Annotated in this window: 16 protein-coding genes, 1 tRNA gene and 1 other RNA gene; 4 read left to right on the forward strand and 14 right to left on the reverse strand. The window is 61.6% G+C overall.

Annotated elements, in window-relative coordinates; translation table 11 throughout:
* Positions 1 to 201: a transfer-messenger RNA gene (gene ssrA, locus AB4Y97_RS12350) on the reverse strand; the annotation flags it as partial.
* A 228-nt stretch (positions 202 to 429) separates the two neighbouring features.
* On the opposite strand from ssrA, the gene AB4Y97_RS12355 reads away from it, so the two are divergent.
* Positions 430 to 1839: a D-glucuronyl C5-epimerase family protein gene (locus AB4Y97_RS12355; protein ID WP_441999341.1), complete on the forward strand. Its 1410-nt coding sequence runs from the start codon at positions 430 to 432 to the stop codon at positions 1837 to 1839.
* A gap of 265 nt (positions 1840 to 2104) precedes the next feature.
* Here AB4Y97_RS12355 and AB4Y97_RS12360 read toward each other — a convergent pair whose 3' ends face one another.
* The 8 genes from AB4Y97_RS12360 to AB4Y97_RS12395 form a co-directional block, all read right to left on the reverse strand.
* Complete coding sequence (locus AB4Y97_RS12360; protein WP_441999342.1) at positions 2105 to 3748, reverse strand: hypothetical protein; 1644 nt, start codon at positions 3746 to 3748, stop codon at positions 2105 to 2107.
* 470 nt (positions 3749 to 4218) lie between these two features.
* A tRNA-Phe gene (locus AB4Y97_RS12365) sits at positions 4219 to 4294 on the reverse strand.
* Between the two features lie 104 nt (positions 4295 to 4398).
* Positions 4399 to 4599 carry a DNA gyrase inhibitor YacG gene (gene yacG / locus AB4Y97_RS12370; RefSeq protein ID WP_441999343.1) on the reverse strand — a complete coding sequence of 67 codons (201 nt, stop codon included), beginning with the start codon at positions 4597 to 4599 and terminating at the stop codon, positions 4399 to 4401.
* A gap of 22 nt (positions 4600 to 4621) precedes the next feature.
* Positions 4622 to 5272, reverse strand: a complete 651-nt coding sequence (locus AB4Y97_RS12375; protein ID WP_441999344.1) for a Maf-like protein — start codon at positions 5270 to 5272, stop codon at positions 4622 to 4624.
* 125 nt (positions 5273 to 5397) lie between these two features.
* Entirely contained in the window at positions 5398 to 6234 is an 837-nt protein-coding gene (gene pssA / locus AB4Y97_RS12380) for a CDP-diacylglycerol--serine O-phosphatidyltransferase (RefSeq protein ID WP_441999345.1), read from the reverse strand.
* Between the two features lie 60 nt (positions 6235 to 6294).
* A complete protein-coding gene (locus AB4Y97_RS12385) occupies positions 6295 to 6996 on the reverse strand; it encodes a phosphatidylserine decarboxylase (RefSeq protein ID WP_441999346.1) in 702 nt (233 codons plus the stop codon).
* 52 nt (positions 6997 to 7048) lie between these two features.
* Positions 7049 to 8956: an ABCB family ABC transporter ATP-binding protein/permease gene (locus AB4Y97_RS12390; RefSeq protein ID WP_441999347.1), complete on the reverse strand. Its 1908-nt coding sequence runs from the start codon at positions 8954 to 8956 to the stop codon at positions 7049 to 7051.
* 111 nt (positions 8957 to 9067) lie between these two features.
* Positions 9068 to 10417: a LysM peptidoglycan-binding domain-containing protein gene (locus AB4Y97_RS12395; RefSeq protein ID WP_441999348.1), complete on the reverse strand. Its 1350-nt coding sequence runs from the start codon at positions 10415 to 10417 to the stop codon at positions 9068 to 9070.
* Between the two features lie 129 nt (positions 10418 to 10546).
* Here AB4Y97_RS12395 and AB4Y97_RS12400 point away from each other — a divergent pair, with 129 nt between their 5' ends.
* The gene (locus AB4Y97_RS12400; protein WP_441999349.1) at positions 10547 to 11146 is read left to right on the forward strand and encodes a TIGR00730 family Rossman fold protein; all 600 of its coding nucleotides are present in this window, start codon (positions 10547 to 10549) and stop codon (positions 11144 to 11146) included.
* 277 nt (positions 11147 to 11423) lie between these two features.
* On the opposite strand, the gene cimA is transcribed toward AB4Y97_RS12400, so the two are convergent.
* From cimA to cysS, 3 genes are read right to left on the reverse strand one after another with little or no spacing between them, the layout of a single operon-like run.
* Positions 11424 to 13019, reverse strand: a complete 1596-nt coding sequence (cimA, locus tag AB4Y97_RS12405; protein WP_441999350.1) for a citramalate synthase — start codon at positions 13017 to 13019, stop codon at positions 11424 to 11426.
* Positions 13016 to 13525 carry a GNAT family N-acetyltransferase gene (locus tag AB4Y97_RS12410; protein WP_441999351.1) on the reverse strand — a complete coding sequence of 170 codons (510 nt, stop codon included), beginning with the start codon at positions 13523 to 13525 and terminating at the stop codon, positions 13016 to 13018. Before AB4Y97_RS12410 ends, cimA begins: the two co-directional genes overlap by 4 nt.
* Entirely contained in the window at positions 13525 to 14994 is a 1470-nt protein-coding gene (gene cysS / locus AB4Y97_RS12415) for a cysteine--tRNA ligase (RefSeq protein WP_441999352.1), read from the reverse strand. Before cysS ends, AB4Y97_RS12410 begins: the two co-directional genes overlap by 1 nt.
* A gap of 292 nt (positions 14995 to 15286) precedes the next feature.
* Between cysS and AB4Y97_RS12420 the strand changes: the two genes are divergently transcribed.
* Entirely contained in the window at positions 15287 to 15613 is a 327-nt protein-coding gene (locus AB4Y97_RS12420) for a hypothetical protein (RefSeq protein ID WP_441999353.1), read from the forward strand.
* A gap of 207 nt (positions 15614 to 15820) precedes the next feature.
* On the opposite strand, the gene AB4Y97_RS12425 is transcribed toward AB4Y97_RS12420, so the two are convergent.
* Both AB4Y97_RS12425 and AB4Y97_RS12430 read right to left on the reverse strand, forming a co-directional pair.
* The gene (locus AB4Y97_RS12425) at positions 15821 to 16327 is read right to left on the reverse strand and encodes a CreA family protein (protein WP_441999478.1); all 507 of its coding nucleotides are present in this window, start codon (positions 16325 to 16327) and stop codon (positions 15821 to 15823) included.
* A 71-nt stretch (positions 16328 to 16398) separates the two neighbouring features.
* A complete protein-coding gene (locus AB4Y97_RS12430) occupies positions 16399 to 16782 on the reverse strand; it encodes a VOC family protein (protein WP_441999354.1) in 384 nt (127 codons plus the stop codon).
* A 184-nt stretch (positions 16783 to 16966) separates the two neighbouring features.
* On the opposite strand from AB4Y97_RS12430, the gene AB4Y97_RS12435 reads away from it, so the two are divergent.
* On the forward strand, positions 16967 to 18094 hold the full coding sequence (locus AB4Y97_RS12435; protein ID WP_441999355.1) for a DUF2865 domain-containing protein: 1128 nt from the start codon (positions 16967 to 16969) through the stop codon (positions 18092 to 18094).
* Positions 18095 to 18159: the final 65 nt, after the last annotated feature.

Genomic DNA, 18159 nt, shown 5'->3' on the forward strand with positions numbered 1-18159 from the left:
CACACCGGAACAGCGCCCGGCCCAACGAAAGCCTGTCGCTCTCGAGACCGGCCCGCAGTGCCTGACGGCCGGTGTGCTTGTGGTGGAGGCGGCGGGAATTGAACCCGCGTCCTAAACGCCTATTCCACTCTGCCTCTACGATCATAGTCGGGTCACCCCGACACGATTCATATAATGCGCTGCGCCGGCAAATGCTAGCTGCGCAGCCCGCGGCGGAATCGTTTCGGGTATGGGCCTCGAGCCGAGACAGTGGAGGCCTCGATGATCGGGCAACTCCATTCTGCCCTGGGGTCATCTCGCTCTCGAACAGGCTGAGCGGAATGTGGCCTAAACCCGCGTCCATGCGAACGGGAAGATCAAGCTGCCTGGGTGCTACTTGACGGGACACATTGTGGTCTGTCACCTGCAGCAGGTTGTGAGATTGAGCTGATGAAGATTATTGTCTCGAGTTTTGTGGTCCTCGCCGTCGTCGGCGCAGTGGTTGGTGGAGTGGCTGTTCGCTCGGCAGTCCCACGCGCGGGTGGTGCCGAACACCTTCCGACTGTCACAACCGATGTTCACCCTGCGTTGGGCATTCCCGCTGTCGTGCATCGGCCCAACAACGCCCTTCTTCGTCCATACCAAGCGGATCGCGCGGGACTCACGGTCGTCTACGAAGGCGACCTGTTTAAAGATCTGATCTCCGACATGACGTTCTCACCCGAGACGCTGGACGGTGCAGTCCGCCTCCCATGGCGGACGAGCGTTGACGGCTCTCCAGGTCTGTACGGCTTGTCCCCAGGCGCTCGCCTAACGTTGCTCGATAATGATTTGCATGACCTAGGGGTCGGCTCCCTCATGGTCCGTATCCGGCGAGAGGACAACGGGCTAGAAGGCTATATTCCTCTCTCGGTTATTCTCGGTGAAAGCCGCCCTGCGGACGATGGCCTGTGGCTTGCTCAGAACAAGGCCGCCTATCGGGCCGAGACGACGGTTATTCTAGACGGCATTCAGGTCTACGCCCCGCAACTGCCATCCGATGTAAAAGCAATTGAGCAGAACATAGCAACCCTGTCCGATCCGAGCCGCTATGCAGAAACCCTCAGTGCCGGGTTCGGCTCTGTGCACCCGGTCTTTGCCGGGAATATGGTCAATGCGCTTCTTGGCCACGCCCTCCGTAATGATACAACGGCAGAGCAAAAGGCGCGCATCATTGATGCGGCCCGCACGTTCTTTGCTAACTACGTCATTCCATCCGGCGAGCACCGTGGCGGTGGGCTCGCTTGGGCCTACCACTTCCCCTTTGTCATGAACTGGGGCGTATCCCTCAAAGATCCCTGGTATAGTTCCTATGCTAGCGCCGTTTTCGCCAATGCTGGAGCGATTCTCTATCGGCTGACGGGCGAACAGCAGTACCGAGACCTTAGCCTTGCCGCCGGTCGATACGTAGGGATGCCCATTACGCAAGGCGGAGCGGAATACGAAGTCTCTGGGTTCCGACTCCCGGCAGAGTATGTCTACGACATTCCTCACAACCTGAACGTTCGGGTTCTGGATGGCGAGATGATCGCCCTTATCAACCTATACAACGCCGCCAGATTGCTGGGTGACCGCTCGCTCCTCGACATATTCACCCGACAGGCATTCAGCCTATCGATGCAATTGGACTACTTCACCAAGGCTGACGGGCAGCTCTATTTTGCTGCTTATGGCGATCAGTTGCCGGAAGGCTACCGTTGGATCGTCTGGTCTGCCCTTCAGATTCTCGGAACTCTCACCAAGGACCGCCGATTCGTCGATACTGCGATACGCCTTCACTCACATATCCCGGTAGGGTACTGCAGCAACCTCCCTTGTTGAGCGCTATGGCGAACCTTCTAACCTAGAACATCGGATTGATCCCAAAAGTGGAATCCACTTTTCCGCACAATGCGCTAGTCGACTTATCGCCATGCCTGCGTCGCCCGGTTCAAGTTATGTCAGCGCCATAGAACGTACGCTTCGCGATTCAGATCCTGTGGAGTCACGCCAAAGTTTTCGACAGACATGGGCGTCCTCATGATCTGGAAGTGAAAAAGGCCCGCCGGAGCGAGCCTTGATTCATCTGTCGATAGTAAGAGACGGGTTAGTCAATCGTTTCCCTCCATGCCCGCCAGTAATCGATAAGCGAAACGTCCCTCTTTACGGCCTGCGCCAAATAGGCTTGCACATCGCTAGGTGGCGGTTCTGCCTCAATCATCTTTGTCTTAGCCGCGAGCTCCTCGACCGAATAGTGCCGAGAAGGGCAGAGAATGGACGATGCCGACGCCCAGCAGTCCCACTCACCGGTTTCGACCGATCCGAGAGCTCCGGTCTTCCGATTGTAGACGAGCACGACTGGAGCGGAGTTTGCGGCAACAGCGATCCAATCGCCATAGCTGGCTATGGTCGTGACGTAGAACAACCATCTGTTTTCAGGCAGTTCTCGACGTACAGGCATAAGCAACGCCGTTCCGTCGGATGCCTGCAGGGAGCCGTAACTAGGCCGAACGGTCAGTCCGAACATACTATAGCCTGGGCTGTCGGTAATGAGCGTGCCGCGCCACATATCAGTGTTGTTACGGTATGCGGAGGGCACGGATACGTATTCCCACCGAGGTCCGCCGAATTCAAAAGAATGAGTTCCCTCCCGGCCGATCTTGATGATCCGATCTTGATAAGTGGATAGAACGTAGATGTCATCGCCATCACGATAGGCGCAATAAGGCATCGAGAGGTTCACGTGGGTTGGGCCATTGACTCCGAATGATTCCTTCAGCTCAAGGTCTTTTGTCAGTGTAAAGACGCGGCCCGCCATAGTATCTGAGCCGATCAACTCACCAGTTTTCATGTCTTCGCTGATGCATGATGCAAAGAGGATGGGTTGTTCCCCAATCTTTGAAACGCGGGCTACTTCTTCGCCAGTGTCAATATGGAATTTTGCTATGGTTTTTCCACTGCCATAAACATGATCACCAATTATCGCCACGCCATGAGACGATTCAACAGGCTTTTTCCAGCGGTAGACCCAGGCGTCGTTGATGCGCTCGAAAACTGACAGTGCCCCGCCGTCGTAATCAGCAACCGCCATGAACCGCCCGCCCCGCGAAACTTGGATGCCCTCAGGGCCTTCGATGCCCTCGTCGTGGGTCAAGCGTTCAGTCAGTTTCAGAGTGACCTTTCCAGCATCACGAAGAATCTCCGCGATAAGGACGTCCTTGCCGGTGTAATTAGCAATGAAAACTCGATCATAGAACGCAGAATAATGAACGGCCGTAGGGCTCCAAACGGGCACTGGCATGTCCAATTGGATAAGTGTCGCCTCCCGGCGAGAAATATTGAACAGGTAGACGTCACGATAATTCACAACAAGGAATTCATCAGGCCCGATTCTGGTCATCGATACCGGAAGGAAGGGCTCATCAGGGATACGCTGCATAGAGACGAACTCAGCGCTCCCTCTAAGATCCGGCTCCCGCGTCGTTGAATGGATCGTGCGTAAGCGTAGGTCTAGTTCTCGGCTTTGATTCTGGGTTTCCTCAATAACGTCGTTGAGCTGTCGAGCAAGATCGCCCATAGCCCTCTCAGCCTGGATGGATCGTGTGTCGAGCTGGGCGGAACGCTCCTCTATCCTGATGATCGAGTTCACAACCATCCGGTACCGTTTGGAAGCGGTTGACGATGCTCCAATCGCAAACACAACCGCAGCAAGCACCGCTGCTCCGAGCAATGCCAGTTTCCAATTTTTCACGGCAGGCCTCCAAGTATATAGCGATTGCCTATCCGATTGGATTCCTTGACGCAACGTCACCAAGTAACAATAGCACTGATGAGGGCCTAGGTGACAGACCCTGTGGAGCAGAGAGAGAATATCAACTACGAAAAGCAGCTCTATAAGCTTGGCTCGATGGACCTTCGAACTGTTTTGAGTTCGGTCGTATCAATCTATACCCGCCGGTCTATTCGCTCTCCATACCGGACAGCGTAAAGCTGATGTTGAGTTCAAGGCGGGAGTGCCGACGCTATCGAGCTTGTTGCGGGAAAGAGAAGGCGGAATGTGTGGGTGTGACCTATTCTGAGCTTCGGCTGGCAATCGACACGACTCGCCCCAGAGCTGGTCTGCGACCTTCCTCAAATCGTATACGGCCACCTCATAAACACGAGGCGCCCCAATCTGAGGGTCGCGAAAATCTCTTTATCTTTCAAGGAAAGGGAAAAGAGTGGTGCCCAGGGGCGGAATCGAACCACCGACACTGCGATTTTCAGTCGCATGCTCTACCAACTGAGCTACCTGGGCGTCCAACATCGGCGGTGAGCCGTTTGCGTCGGAGGCCGGTTGTATAGTCAGACCTGCGCCGCATGTCCAGCGGTCTTGTCGTCAAGTTTGAGGAAAATCTCACATCACGCTTCGCGGTCGCCTTCGTCCCGGTCCTCGTCATCCTCGACGGCGGGAATCGCGTAGCGGCCGGAAAGCCAGCGCTGGAGGTCCACATCGGCGCAGCGCTTGGAACAGAACGGCTTGAATTCGAGCTGGGCCGGCTTGCCGCAGATCGGACATTTGGCGCTCAAGGCTTTCGGTTTGTTTTCGTTGGCCGGGGTCATCGATACCCTCCCGCTTCCTGCGTCAGGCCGCGTTGAGCCAGCTGAACCGGACGGGATAGCCCTCCCCGTCCAGAAGCGCGACGGTCTCGTAGAGGGGCAGGCCCACCACATTGGAATAGGAGCCGACCAGCTTGATCACGAAAGTGCCGGCGAGTCCCTGGATGGCGTAGCCGCCCGCCTTGCCGCGCCATTCGCCGGAGGCGAGATAGCGCTCGAACTCGTCCCGCGACAGGCGCTTGAAGCGCACCCGGGTCTCGACCATGCGCTCGCGAATCGAATCTTTCGGAGTCATGAGGCAGATCGATGTGTAGACGCGGTGGGCGCGGCCCGAGAGCAGCCGCAGGCAGGCCGCGGCCTCCTCCATCACCTCTGCCTTGGGCAGGATCCGCCCGCCTGCGACGACGACCGTGTCGGCGGACAGGATGAAGGCTCCCTTCAGATCCTCGCTGTTGCGGGCCGCCCTGCGGGCGACCTCGGCCTTCTCGCGCGCGAGGCGTTTCGCGAGTTCGCGCGGGCTTTCCGATTTCAGGGGCGTCTCGTCCACATCCGCGGGCAGAAGAGCGTCGGGCTCGATGCCGGCCTGCTGCAGAAGGGCCAGCCGACGGGGCGAAGCGGAAGCCAGGACGAGCTTCGGACGCCAGTCGGCACTCGACTTCTCGGAGGAAGACGCCACGATATTCTCCACGCTCTTGCGGGCCCGGGAATGAGCCCGATACGCCCAAAGGAATTCACGAAACCGACGCGAGCAGCAGAGACCTGCCCGCGCCCGGTCACAAGATGGAACCGCGCCCTCCCGAATCAAGCCGCGGGAGGTGGCTCCGTTTCCTGCGCGACGGGCCGGCGAATATCGGCGCGCTCGAGCCTGCGGTAGCGGGCTGCGCTCAGCGGAATCGTCAGCAGGAAGAGGATCGTGATGACGGTGAGCATTTCGAACGGAAAGCTCACGAGAAGGCCGAACGCCGCCACGGACAGCACGAAGATCGGCAGAACCCAATGCCGCGGGACGTTCTTGCCCAGCGTCTTTCCGGAATAGACCGGGATGGTCGACACCATCAGGAAGGCGAGGCCGAGCAGGTAGATCAGCGCGATGGGCGCGGACGCGGCCCCGACCGGAACACCCAGAAAAGACAGGTAGAGCGGGAGCAGCGAGGTGAGAGCCCCCGCGGGCGCGGGCATGCCGGTGAAGAAGTTCTTCTGCCATTCCGGGCGGTTGGGATCGTCGAGCATCACATTGAAGCGCGCAAGACGCAGAGCCATGGCGATGGCGAAGACCAGAACCGCGATCCAGCCGAGCGCTTTCAGCTCATGAAGGATGAAGCTGTAGAGGATAAGCGCGGGCGTCACGCCGAAATTGACGAAATCCGCGAGGGAGTCGAGTTCCGCGCCGAAACGGGACGTGCCTTTCAGAAGGCGCGCGACCCTGCCGTCGACCCCGTCGAGAAAGGCCGCCACGACGATCGCGATGACCGCCGGCTCATAGCGCCCCTCGAAGCCCAGCCTGATCGCCGTGAGCCCGAGGCACAGAGCGATCAGCGTGATGATGTTCGGAACGATGACGCGAAACGGCACCGGCTTGAAGAGACGCTTGCGCGGCTCGTCCGGATCGGGCGCGAAGGGGGGGAAAAGGTCGCTCATGAGGGAGAACTCTAGGGGCTGCCGACCCGAGCGGCAAGGAGCCGCCCTAAAGGAGCTGCGCTAGCCGACCCTGTATTGCCGTGCCGGCTCGTTCGCCGAGAGATCCGCAAGCACGGTCTCTCCGGCAATCGCGGTCTGACCGAGGCCCACGAGTACCTGGGTGGAGAGCGGCACATAGACATCGACCCGCGAGCCGAAGCGGATCAGGCCAAAACGCTCGCCCGGGCTCAAGGAGTCACCGGACTTGACGAAGGAGACGATGCGGCGGGCGACCAGGCCGGCGATCTGGACGACGCCGATCCTGGTGCCCGACGTCTCGATGACGAGGGCGCTGCGCTCATTGTCCTCGCTCGCCTTGTCGAGCTCGGCATTGAGGAAGAGGCCCGGGGTATAGAGGATCTGCGCGATGCGCCCAGCCACCGGCGAACGGTTCACATGGCAGTCGAACACGTTCATGAAGACGGAAATCCGCGTCATCGGCTCGGAAGGCAGGTCGAGCTCGGCGGGAGGCACGGCGGTGGTGATGAGGCTCACGCGCCCATCGGCGGGCGACACGACGAGGCCTTCGCGGATGGGAGTCACGCGCGGCGGATCGCGGAAGAAGAAGCACACCCACACCGTGAGGATCGCGCCGATCCAGCCCAGAGGCGACCAAAGCATTGCCAGCAAGATCGTCGCGATAAGCGCAATCAGGATGAAGGGATACCCCTCCTTGTGGATCGGGACGATGATGCGGCGCATCGAATCCAAAATGTCGGACATTCTTCCTTAAGCCTCTGTGACAAAGGGGGCATGGCAGGGGCGGCGGGTCCCGTCAACCCGCCACGCTCTCTTCGCTGCGCTCTTCCTCTTCCGCCCGCTTGAGGGTCTCGCGGGCCTGATCCGCCTCGCGCTGGCGGTTCCACATGGCGGCATAGACGCCGCCCTGGGAGAGAAGGCTTGCATGAGTGCCCCGCTCGACGATGCGCCCATGATCGAGCACGATGATCTCATCCGCGCCGATGATGGTGGACAGCCGGTGGGCGATGACGAGCGTGGTGCGCCCCCGGCTGACCCGGTCGAGGGCGTCCTGGATTTCCTTCTCGGTGAAGGAATCGAGGGCCGAGGTCGCCTCGTCCAGCACGAGGATCGGCGGGCCTTTCAGGATGGTGCGGGCAATCGCCACGCGCTGCTTCTCGCCGCCGGAGAGCTTCAGGCCGCGTTCGCCGACCGGGGTCTCGTAGCCTTCCGGCAGATGGCCGATGAAGCGGTCGATCTGGGCGAGGCGGGCCGCCTCACTCACCTCTTCCGCCGCGGCGTCCCAGCGGCCGTACTGGACGTTGTAGCCGATGGTGTCGTTGAACAGCACCGTATCCTGCGGGACCATGCCGATGGCCTTGCGCAGGGTCGCCTGCTGCACGTCCGCGATGTTCTGGCCGTCGATGAGGATCCGGCCGCTCGTCGGCTCATAGAAGCGGAACATCAGGCGCGAGATCGTCGACTTGCCGGCGCCCGAGGGGCCGACGATGGCGACCGTATGACCGGCAGGCACTTCAAAGCTCACGCCCTTCAGGATCGCCCGCTCCGGATTGTAGGAGAAGTGCACGTCCTCGAAGCGCACCACGCCTTTCGCGATATGGAGCGGCTTGGCGTCGGGCTTGTCCTCGATTTCCGGATTGCTGTCGAGGATCCGGAACATGTCGTCGATATCGATGAGGGCCTGCTTGATCTCCCGATAGAGCATTCCCATGAAGTTAAGCGGAATATAGAGCTGCACCAGCATGGCGTTGACGAGGACGAAGCTGCCGATGGAGACGCGGCCCGCCATGATGTCACGGGCGGCGAGCACCATCACGATGGTCATGCCGATGGTGAAGATGACGGCCTGCCCCGCATTGAGGACCGCCAGCGAGGTATAGGTCTGCGTGGAGGCCTTCTCGTAGCGTTCCATGGAATGGTCGTAGCGGATCGCCTCCCGCGCCTCGGCGCCGAAATACTTCACCGTCTCGTAGTTCAGGAGCGAATCGACCGCCTTGGTGTTGGCGTCCGTGTCGGACTCGTTCATCCGCTTGCGGATGGAAATCCGCCACTGGGTCGCCTGATAGGTATAGGCGAGATAGACCACCACCATCACTAAGACGACGACCGAGTAGAGCCAGTCGAATTCCCACGCCAGGATGCCGAGCACCAGGGCGAATTCGACGATGGTCGGGATCAGGGTCAGCACCGCGAGCCGCGACAATTCCTCGATACCGGAGCGGCCCCTCTCGAGAACGCGGGTCAACCCGCCGGTCTTGCGCTCGAGATGGAAGCGCAGGGACAGGCGATGCATATGCTCGAAGGTCTGCATGGCGAGCTTGCGCACCGCGTGCATGGCAACCTTGGCGAAGAGGCCGTCGCGGACCTGGGTCAGCACGGCCATGAGGATGCGGGAGAGGCCATAGAGAACGGTCAGCAGGACCGGCGCGCGCCAGAGCCAGGATCCGGCGGTCGCCTCGCTGGCCTGGTTGCCGGCCCCCATGGTCACGGCCACGAGCGCATCCGTCGCCCATTTGAAGGCGAAGGGCGTCACCATGGTGACACCCTTGGCGACCAGGAGCAGTCCGAAAGCCAGGAAAACGCGCATCTGGAGATCGCGCCGACCATGGGGCCAGAGATAGGGCCAGAGCTTGGTGACGGTCGTGGCGAAGCCGGGCGTGCTTTTTGCGGCCCCTTGAGGCGAGGGCGCGGATGGGCGGGGCATAATTTGGAATCCGATGAAGCTGTCGGACCTGGATATAAGGGATCGGCGGAGTGAATTCACCCCGCTTTTTCAAGGGGCCGACTTTGCAGGCTCAAAGCTCGGATGATCGTCTCAGTGGGTCGTTTTGGCCTGGTCCCCCGGGAGGACGAAGACTTGTCCGGGATAGATCAGGTTGGGATTGCGGATCTGCTCCTGGTTCGCACCATAGATCACGGTGTAGCGGACACCGTGACCGTAAATGCGCTGGCTGATCCGCCAGAGGCTGTCGCCCCGGGAGACGATGGCCGTGTTGATATTGGGCACCACCACCGTGCTCGGCAGCGATTGCCCCTCCGGAAGGGCCGACGCCATGCGGCTGCCGGTAGCGGGCGCCTCCGAACCGGCAGGCACGGGGGGCTTCGTGGCAGTCTCCGGGCCGGGCGTCGCCGGCTGGCTCGGGTTCTGCGCCATCTGGGCCGTGCCCGCGTCGGCGGGAACATTGAAGGCGACCTCGGCACGGGATTTCACCTGACCGGAGACCGGATCGACATCGTCAAGCCGCACCCGGTAATCGCCGGGCTTCACCCCGCTGCCGATGGCGAAGGAGAGCTTGCCGTCCCCCCCGGCTCCGCCGGGAGCGACGAAGGTCTCGTTGAGATAGAGCCGAACAGTGGCGCCGGGCGCGGCCTGGCCGGATACGTAGAGCTTCCCCTGCTCTGCCTCGACGCTCATGATCTTGATCTCAGCCCGTGGCGCAGGCTGGGCGGGCGGCGGCGACGCAGGAGAAGGCGTGGCCGGGGACGTGGCATCGGCCTGCTCCTGCGGCCTGGGTTGCGAAGGGGCAGCCTCCGCGGCTTTCGGTGTGGGCGGTTCGGGGTTTGAGAGAAGAACCGTAGGTTTGTCGGGAGCCGTCAGAGCGACAAGCGGCCGTGCGTTGCCGTTGATCGCAACCGTCACGCTCTCGCGGGAACGCTGACGCTTGCCATCCGGCGCAATGGATTGCAGGGCGATCTGATGGGAGCCTACGGGCAACGGCGGCGGCGTGATCGCGAACAGGCCGGAAGCGTCGGCAACGCCGCGGGCATGGACCTGATCGTCGCGCAGAAGCTCGATGGTGGCGCCGGGCGCGGCGCGTCCGGCGATCACGCTCTCCCCGTTGGGCTCGACGCGGACGATATCGAAGGACGGCGCGATCGGCTCTCCGGCCGCTTTCGTCTCGGCGGCAGGCTTGGGCGCCGGAGATGCCTGGGTCGGCGCCTGCGGCGAACCATTCTGCGCAGTCTGCGCCTGGGGCTTCGCCGGTGCTTCGGGAGAGCCGGGAGGAGCCTTTTCTTGCCCCTGCCTGGCCTGAGGCGTCCGGCCTGTATCCCAGGGCGCCTCCTCGTTCTCCCAGATCAAAACGCCGACAAGCACCACAACGACGGCAACAGCCGCCGCGCCGAGAATGGCGATTGTCCCCCTGCCCTGTCTTTCGTCAGCCATGACGCCTTTTCTCAATCCTGGCACTTTCATGCATTTAAGCTGTTTATCTTTCAAAAGGCTACGGCCATAAGGACTATAATAATGCTTCACGATTCAACGGGGGAGATCCCCCTATTTCCCAAAGATCAAATGCCAGCCATCAGATCCATTTGCGTCTATTGCGGCTCCGGTTTCGGAGACGACTCCGTTTTCGCTGAAAATGCGGCGGCATTAGGCCGTGCGATGGCCGAACAAAGTATCAGTCTGGTTTATGGCGGCGGCAATGTGGGCCTGATGGGCACCGTTGCCAAAGCGGTGCTCGACCATGGCGGCTTCGTCACCGGCATCATTCCGGAATTTCTCAAGTCGCGCGAGAAGCTGCTCGAGGACGTGCAGGAAACCCTCATCGTTCCCGACATGCATACGCGTAAGCGTCTGATGTTCGAAAAGGCCGATGCCTTCGTCGCCCTGCCGGGCGGCATCGGAACGCTTGAGGAACTCGTGGAACAGATGACATGGGCGCAGCTCGGGCGGCACACGAAGCCGATCCTGATGCTGAGTACCAAGGGTTTCTGGAAGCCGCTTCTCAACCTCCTCGCCCATATGCGCAACGAGGGCTTCATCCGTCCCGGCCTGGAACTCAATTATCTCGTGGCGGAGCAGGTCGAGGACGTCATCCCGATGCTCGAAGCCTCGGCTCGGCGGATCGGTCTCGTGGGCAACGAGGACGTGATCGAACAGCACTTTTGAGAACGACATTGCGTCATCCGGGGCCGCATGAGCGGAGCCCGGGATCGCTCTCCGGATAAGGCGCCATACTCCTCCCGCGATCCCCGATCACCTGCGGCGTCCGGGACGACGGTCGCGGGGCCTTAGAGAATCGTGCGCAAAAGTGGACCCGGTTTTGCGGCCACACGATGCTCTCGTCCGATGCTTTAGAGTCGTTTCCACTTGCGTGGAATCGCTCTTTTCTTTTGCTCGGACGCATTTCCAACGGCGAACCGGATCCACTTCGCCTGAAAATGCTCTAGAGCCCCGCCCCGCTTTTCAGAAGCTTGTACACCATCGAATCCGTCAGCGCCTGGAACGAGGCGTCGATGATGTTCGGCGAGACGCCGATGGTCGTCCAGCTGTCGCCTTCGCCGTCGGCGAACTCGATCAGCACGCGCGTCACGGCGTCGGAGCCGCCTTGATAGATGCGCACCTTATAGTCGATCAGCTCCAGATCCTGGATCAGATCCTGGTACTTGCCGAGATCCTTTCGCAACGCCACGTCGAGGGCGTTGACCGGGCCATTGCCTTCCGCTGCCGAGATCACGATCTCGTCGCCGACGCGCACTTTCACGATGGCTTCCGAGGCGGTGACCATTTCCCCGACCGCATTGAACCGGCGCTCCACGTTCACGGAGAAGCGCTCCACCTGGAAGAAGGCGGGCACCTCACCCATCATGCGCTTGACGAGCACGTAGAAGGACGCATCCGCCCCCTCGAAGGCGAAGCCTTCCGCTTCCTTGCGCTTCACCTCGTCGAGAAGACGCGCGACGCGCGGGTCGCCCTTTTCGAACGCGAAACCGAGACGCTTCAGTTCGGCCAGGATGTTCGACTGGCCGCCCTGATCGGACACCAGAACCTTACGCGCATTTCCGACGATTTCCGGTTCCACATGCTCGTAGGTGCGCGGATCCTTCAGCACGGCGGAAGCATGGATGCCGGCCTTCGTGGCAAACGCGCTCGCACCCACGAAGGGCGCGTGGCGGTTCGGCTGGCGGTTGAGGATCTCATCCACCTGCCGCGACACGTGAGTGAGCTGGCTCAGGGACTCGTCCGACACGCCGAGATCGAAGCGGGATGAGTATCCATCCTTCAGTTTCAATGCGGCAATCAGAGTGATGAGATTGGCGTTGCCGCAGCGCTCGCCGAGGCCGTTGAGCGTGCCCTGGATGTGGCGCGCGCCCGCTTCCACGGCCGCCAGCGAATTGGCCACCGCGCAGCCGCAATCGTCATGGGCATGGATGCCGATATGCGCGCCGGGCACGGCCTTCGTCACGTCGGAAACGATGGCCAGGACTTCGTGCGGAAGCGTGCCGCCATTGGTGTCGCACAGCACGACCCAGCGCGCACCGGCCTCGTAGGCGGTCTTCGCGCAATCGAGCGCATAGGCGGGATTGGCCTTGTAGCCGTCGAAGAAATGCTCGCAATCGACGATGACCTCGCGGCCCTTCTCGCGCGCAGCCGCGACACTGTCGCGGATGCCGCCGAGGTTTTCTTCCAGCGTCGTCTCGAGAGCGACATGGACATGGTAGTCCCAGGCCTTCGTGACGAAACAGATGGCGTCGGCCTGAGCCTCGAGAAGCGCCGCGACGCCGGGATCGTTCGAGACCGAGCGCCCCGGCCGCTTCGTCATGCCGAAGGCGGTGAACTTGGCGCTCTTCGTGCGCTTCTCGGCGAAGAACGAGGTATCGAGCGGGTTCGCGCCGGGATAGCCGCCTTCCACGTAATCGACGCCGATCCTGTCGAGCAGGGCCGCGATGGCGCGCTTGTCTTCAAGGGAGAAATCGACGCCAGTTGTCTGGGCTCCGTCGCGCAGGGTCGTGTCGAACAGATAGACGCGCTCGCGGGTCATGACGAAAGGGTCCTCTCCTCAGGCTGCGCGAAGCGCTTTTCCATGGTCGTGTTGCCGAGCCACTCGTCGCCGAGCGTCACTGTGTTGCGGCGCTGGGGCTGGAAGCCGTGCTTCTCGAAAAAGGGTCGCGCATTGTCGCTCGCATCAGCAGAGAGACGCTTAGCGCCGCGCGCCATCGCGAGCTTTTCCACGGCGTCGTAGAGCATCGATCCGATCCCCTGCCCCGCCACGGCGGGATGCACGTAGAGCAGCTCGATCTGCTCGTTGTCCTTGAGCGCGATGAAGCCGACGGGCGAACCTTCGATGGTCGCGATCAATGTCAGACCTTGGGCGAGAAGCCGGGCGAAGGATTCATCCTCCGCCATGGCTGCCCAGGCTTCCTGCTGTCCCTCGCTGTAATCCTCGCCCGTCAGTTCCTCGACGCTCGCCTGAAAGATCTCGGCCAGCATCGGCACATCGGCGGGAAGAAACGGCCGCAGGCCGGGTTTCGGCAATGACTGTCCCATCAGCGTGCGACCTCCCAGATCGTGACGCCGTCCTTGCCGTCCTTCACCACGACGCCGAGATTGGCGAGTTCGTCGCGGATGCGGTCGGATTCAGCCCAGTTCTTCGAGGAGCGGGCCTCCTTGCGGGCGGCAATCAGTGCCTCGACGGTGGAGGGATCCACATCGAGAGATGCCTGCCGGCGAGCTTTCCACGCCTCGGCGCCTTCCGACAGGAAGCCGAGCGCGCGCAGGTTGGCGCCAAGCTCCTCATGCGCACCCTGCCCATCGAGGGCGTGCAATTCAGTCAGCATTTTCGGCGTGTTGAGATCGTCCGCCAGCGCTTCGTCAACCGGAGCGGAGAAGGCAGCAGACTGCCTCTCTCCCGCCAAGCCATACCAGCGGTCGAGCGTCTTCTCGCTTTCCTCCAGGCCGCGCAAAGTCCAGTCGATGGGCTGGCGGTAATGGGTGCGCAGCATGTTGAAACGCAGCACCTCGCCCGGCCAGTCCTTGAGCAGGTCGTGGATGGTGAAGAAGTTGCCGAGCGACTTCGACATCTTCTCGCTTTCCACCTGCAGGAAACCGTTATGCATCCACACATTGGCCATGCGCGGCATATCGAAGGCGCAGCAGGATTGGGCAATCTCGTTTTCGTGGTGCGGAAAGACGAGGTCGATGCCGCCGCCATGGATGTCGAAGGTCTCGCGCTCCGCCGGATCCTTGCACGTCAGCCGAGTCTCGAAGGCCTGGACCAGATGCTTCCACGCCATGGCGGAGCACTCGATATGCCAGCCGGGACGGCCCGGCGCCGCGATGCCCGCGGGCGACGGCCATGCCGGGTCCTGCGGGCCTGAGGGCTTCCACAGCACGAAATCCATCGGGTCGCGCTTGTAGGGTGCCACATCGACGCGCGCACCGGACAGAAGCTCGTCGAGCGAGCGCTTGGAGAACGCTCCGTATTTCGGCACGTTCGGCAGTTTCTGCATGCCGGACACGCTGAAGAGCACATGATCCTCGGCCACATAGGCCGCGCCGCGAGCGATCAGCCGCTCGATGATCATCTTCATCTCTTCGATATGCTCGGTGGCGCGAGGCTCGACGAAGCGCGGCGGCTTACCCGGCTCGTTCACATCGTCGGGCATCAGCACGCCGAGGGCGCGGATATCTGCGTGGAACTGCTGCTCGGTCTTCCGCGTGACGACGCGGATCGCCTCGTTATGAGGCAGGTCCGGATAATCCCGCGCGGCGCGCGCGTTGATCTTGTCGTCCACATCCGTGATGTTGCGCACATACGTGACGGCTTCCGTACCGTAAATATGCCTCAACAAGCGGAACAGGAGGTCGAAAACGATGATCGGTCGCGCATTCCCGATATGGGCGTAGTCGTAGACGGTCGGGCCGCACACGTAGAGGCGCACGTTCTTCTCGTCGATCGGGACAAAATCGTCCTTCGACCGGGTCAGCGTGTTGTAGAGCCTAAGCTTCGACGCCATGAAACCATATCCCTTCAGGCCGCAGGCCGGAGAATGGTTTCGATCTGTCAAATGAGAACGAGACGGCTCCAGCCAGCGTTGTGCGCTAGCCGCAAATAATCCCGGAAATGAGGATCGTTGCCGTTGTCATGCCGAAATCCATGCCTGTTTCGCCTTGTTTCGTCAAGGTTCCCTGCGGTGGAACATGATTAATTTGCGGAAAAGTAGGAACCGTGTCTTCGGAAGAAGCGTTAGCGGTTTATTCATGCCCTTTCGTGACAATAGATCACGAGTTCAAATCAGTGAGGTCTACATGCGCCGCGCATATGCCATGCTCGGGTTGGGTACTGCTATGTTTGTCGCAGCGACGACGTCGCTGACATTGCTCCCCAACGGCACCCAGGCCTCGTCCACCGAGGCGACCTTCGTGATCCCGGCCGCCGACGGCTACGGGATCGAGGAATGCCTGATTTCCAGCCATGCCTGCGGCCAGACGGTAGCTAATACCTGGTGTGAAGCGCAGGGTTACGCCCGGGCCGTCTCCTACCGCCAGACGGCGGCCGAGGAAATCACCGGCGCGGTCCAGAAGGCTTCCCTGGCGGCCAAGGACCTTCCCGTCACTATCACCTGCACGAACTGAAGCGTCCCGTCATTCCGGGATGGCCCATCGGGCCGGGCCCGACCCGAAGGGCCACGCGAAGCGGGAAAACCCAGAGCCGCTGACGTTTCAGGATAAAGCGGATCCCGCAAAACCTTTTCCGAAACCGTTGGCGCTTATGGGCTCCGGGCTCTCGCTTCGCTCGCTCCGAAATGACAGTGGAGCAGGTTCGGAACGACGGCGAAGTCTCTAACCCGTCACCCATTCCCCGCATTTCGGCGGCTGCTCGTTGCCCCAAGGCATGAGCGGCACGCTTGAGGTCGAGTTCTTGGGCGAGCCTTCGATGGGCCGGTCCGAATAGACCATGTAGACCAGCGTATTACGCTTGGAGTCGCAGCCCCGGACGATATGCATGCGCTTGAAGATCAACGAGCGTCGCTCGCTGAACATATCGTCGCCCTGCCCGAACTTCTTCTTGAACCGCACCGGGCCGACCTGGCGGCAGGACAGGGAGATGTCCGAGACCTCCTCGGCCACTCCGAAGGTACCTGAGATGCCGCCCCGCTCTGGCGTCGTATAATGACAGGCCACCCCTTCCACGTCGGGATCGTCGATTCCATAGACGGCCAGCTTGTCGTTAGGGGTGAGCGCGCGCCAGACGGTGGATTTCTTGAAAATGACATCCGGCTCCTGCGCGACGGCGCCCGAGACGGCGCCGAAAATCAGAGCAGCAGCTAGGGCAAGGCGAGCAAGCATCACATCAATCTCCCACGGTTAAGCTCCTATGTGGGGATGTCCGCGGCCTTTGACGAGAGTCAGCTCAAGGGTCATTCCGCATGCTGGCTGCACACGCAGATCTTGTTGCCGTCGAGATCCCGGAAATAGGCGCCGTAATAATTGGAATGATACTGCGGCCGCAGACCCGGCGCGCCTTCGTCCTTCCCACCCCTCGCCATCGCGACAGCATGGCAAGCATCGACGGCAGCCCTCTTCGAGGCCGCGAAGGCGATCATGGTGCCGTTTCCGACCGATTGGCTTTTTCCGTCAAAGGGTTGTGTGACCCAGAATTGAGCGGGACCGCCCGCCAGACCGTAGCCGATAGCCGTATCGAAAACGAGTCTCGCCTCGATGCCCAGCGGTGCGAGAACAGCATCGTAAAACGCCTTGGCGCGGCTCACGTCATTTGCCCCGACAGTCGTATGAGAGTACATGCTTCCCCCTAAATTCCTCTGGCTGCGGCTTTTACCGGCCCGATTGGACGCTACTTGGCTTCCATCGGAGCAGGCAAGGCGCTAATCACATTAGGGTCAATTTCACGACGTCAAATGACCACCGAACCAGGCAACTGGAGGGGCAGGCAACGGCTTGAAGGACATCGGTTTCGCGACACGCATTATGGCAAAGACATCTTTTCTACGCTCCCTGGTCGCCGTGACGGCTTTTCTCGTCGCCGGCGACGCCGCCCTCGCCCAATCCGCCGAATGCCAGCGCTTTCGCGCGGAATTGGCGGCGCTGGAGCGGGGTGGCGGGCGCACCATGTCCGGCGAGGCGGAAGCCATGCGCGTCGAGATCGGCCGGCTTGTCGGCTATTACCGCTCCATCGGCTGCGAGCGCGGCCCGCTCGGCTTTCTCGCAGGCCCCCCGCCGGCCGAATGTGGCGCCATCGCCCAGCGAATCCGGCAGATGGAAGCGAATTTCGCCCGGCTTTCCGCGCAGTCCTACGATTCGGGCGATGTCGAACTGCGTCGACGCCAGCTCATGGCGGCCGTCCAGCAGACATGCGCCGTAGAGCAGCCGCGAGGCTTCTTCGAATCGCTCTTCGGCCCGCCGCGCGGCCAGCCTCAGCCGCAGCCTTCGGACATCATGCCCGAGGGCCAGCCGATCATCACCGAGGAGCAGCAGTCCCTCGGCGGCCGCAGGCTGGTCTGCGTGCGGACGGGCGACGGCTCCTTTTTCCCGTTGAGCATGGCGCCGGGCGGCCGTGAGAGCGCCGATGAGATGTGCCAGGCCCTCTGCCCCGAAACCGAGACATTGGCGTTCGCCTATCCCGGCGGCGACGACGGGCTGAACCGGGCCGTCTCCGTCTCCGGCAGCAGGCCCTATACGTCCCTTACGAATGCCTTCAAGTTCCGCAAGGCCTATGACCCGAGCGTGGTCTGCAAGAAGGACAACGAGAGCTGGGCCGTCATCCTGCGCCGGGCCGAGAGCATGCTTGAGCAGCGCAAGGGCGACATCATCGTGACCGCCGAAAAGGCGGAGGAAATGTCCCGCCCGAAAGCGGTGCAGGCTCGCAAGGCGGTCGAGAAGAAGACCGACGAGGAAGCCAAGGCCGCAGCCGAGACGGCAGCCGCCGCGCCGACAGCGAGCAAGGAATCCTCAGGCATCGGGCCGAAATCCATCGAGACCGGCCGCATCGTGAATCAGGCGGAGGGGGCGAAGCGTGAGGTCGTCACGAGCGACGGCAAGAAGCACACCGTCCGCGTGATCGCACCCGACGTGATTCCGGTTCCGAACGCGAACTGATCGGGACATCGCCGTCATTCCGGGGCCGCGTTAGCGGAGCCCGACCCGAAGGGCCACGCGAAGCG

It is taken from the genome of Microvirga sp. 2TAF3, assembly GCF_052114965.1.
Classification (GTDB): Bacteria; Pseudomonadota; Alphaproteobacteria; order Rhizobiales; family Beijerinckiaceae; genus Microvirga.

Excerpts from the sequence above, each read along its gene's own strand:
- AB4Y97_RS12385 (WP_441999346.1), bottom strand. The coding sequence starts at position 6,996 with ATGTCCGACATTTTGGATTCGATGCGCCGCATCATCGTCCCGATCCAC.
- cysS (WP_441999352.1), bottom strand. The coding sequence starts at position 14,994 with ATGGCGTCGAAGCTTAGGCTCTACAACACGCTGACCCGGTCGAAGGAC.
- AB4Y97_RS12390 (WP_441999347.1), bottom strand. The coding sequence starts at position 8,956 with ATGCCCCGCCCATCCGCGCCCTCGCCTCAAGGGGCCGCAAAAAGCACG.
- AB4Y97_RS12355 (WP_441999341.1), top strand. The coding sequence starts at position 430 with ATGAAGATTATTGTCTCGAGTTTTGTGGTCCTCGCCGTCGTCGGCGCA.
- AB4Y97_RS12425 (WP_441999478.1), bottom strand. The coding sequence starts at position 16,327 with ATGCTTGCTCGCCTTGCCCTAGCTGCTGCTCTGATTTTCGGCGCCGTC.
- AB4Y97_RS12435 (WP_441999355.1), top strand. The coding sequence starts at position 16,967 with ATGGCAAAGACATCTTTTCTACGCTCCCTGGTCGCCGTGACGGCTTTT.
- AB4Y97_RS12395 (WP_441999348.1), bottom strand. The coding sequence starts at position 10,417 with ATGGCTGACGAAAGACAGGGCAGGGGGACAATCGCCATTCTCGGCGCG.
- cimA (WP_441999350.1), bottom strand. The coding sequence starts at position 13,019 with ATGACCCGCGAGCGCGTCTATCTGTTCGACACGACCCTGCGCGACGGA.
- AB4Y97_RS12420 (WP_441999353.1), top strand. The coding sequence starts at position 15,287 with ATGCGCCGCGCATATGCCATGCTCGGGTTGGGTACTGCTATGTTTGTC.
- AB4Y97_RS12430 (WP_441999354.1), bottom strand. The coding sequence starts at position 16,782 with ATGTACTCTCATACGACTGTCGGGGCAAATGACGTGAGCCGCGCCAAG.
- pssA (WP_441999345.1), bottom strand. The coding sequence starts at position 6,234 with ATGAGCGACCTTTTCCCCCCCTTCGCGCCCGATCCGGACGAGCCGCGC.
- AB4Y97_RS12410 (WP_441999351.1), bottom strand. The coding sequence starts at position 13,525 with ATGGGACAGTCATTGCCGAAACCCGGCCTGCGGCCGTTTCTTCCCGCC.
- yacG (WP_441999343.1), bottom strand. The coding sequence starts at position 4,599 with ATGACCCCGGCCAACGAAAACAAACCGAAAGCCTTGAGCGCCAAATGT.
- AB4Y97_RS12400 (WP_441999349.1), top strand. The coding sequence starts at position 10,547 with ATGCCAGCCATCAGATCCATTTGCGTCTATTGCGGCTCCGGTTTCGGA.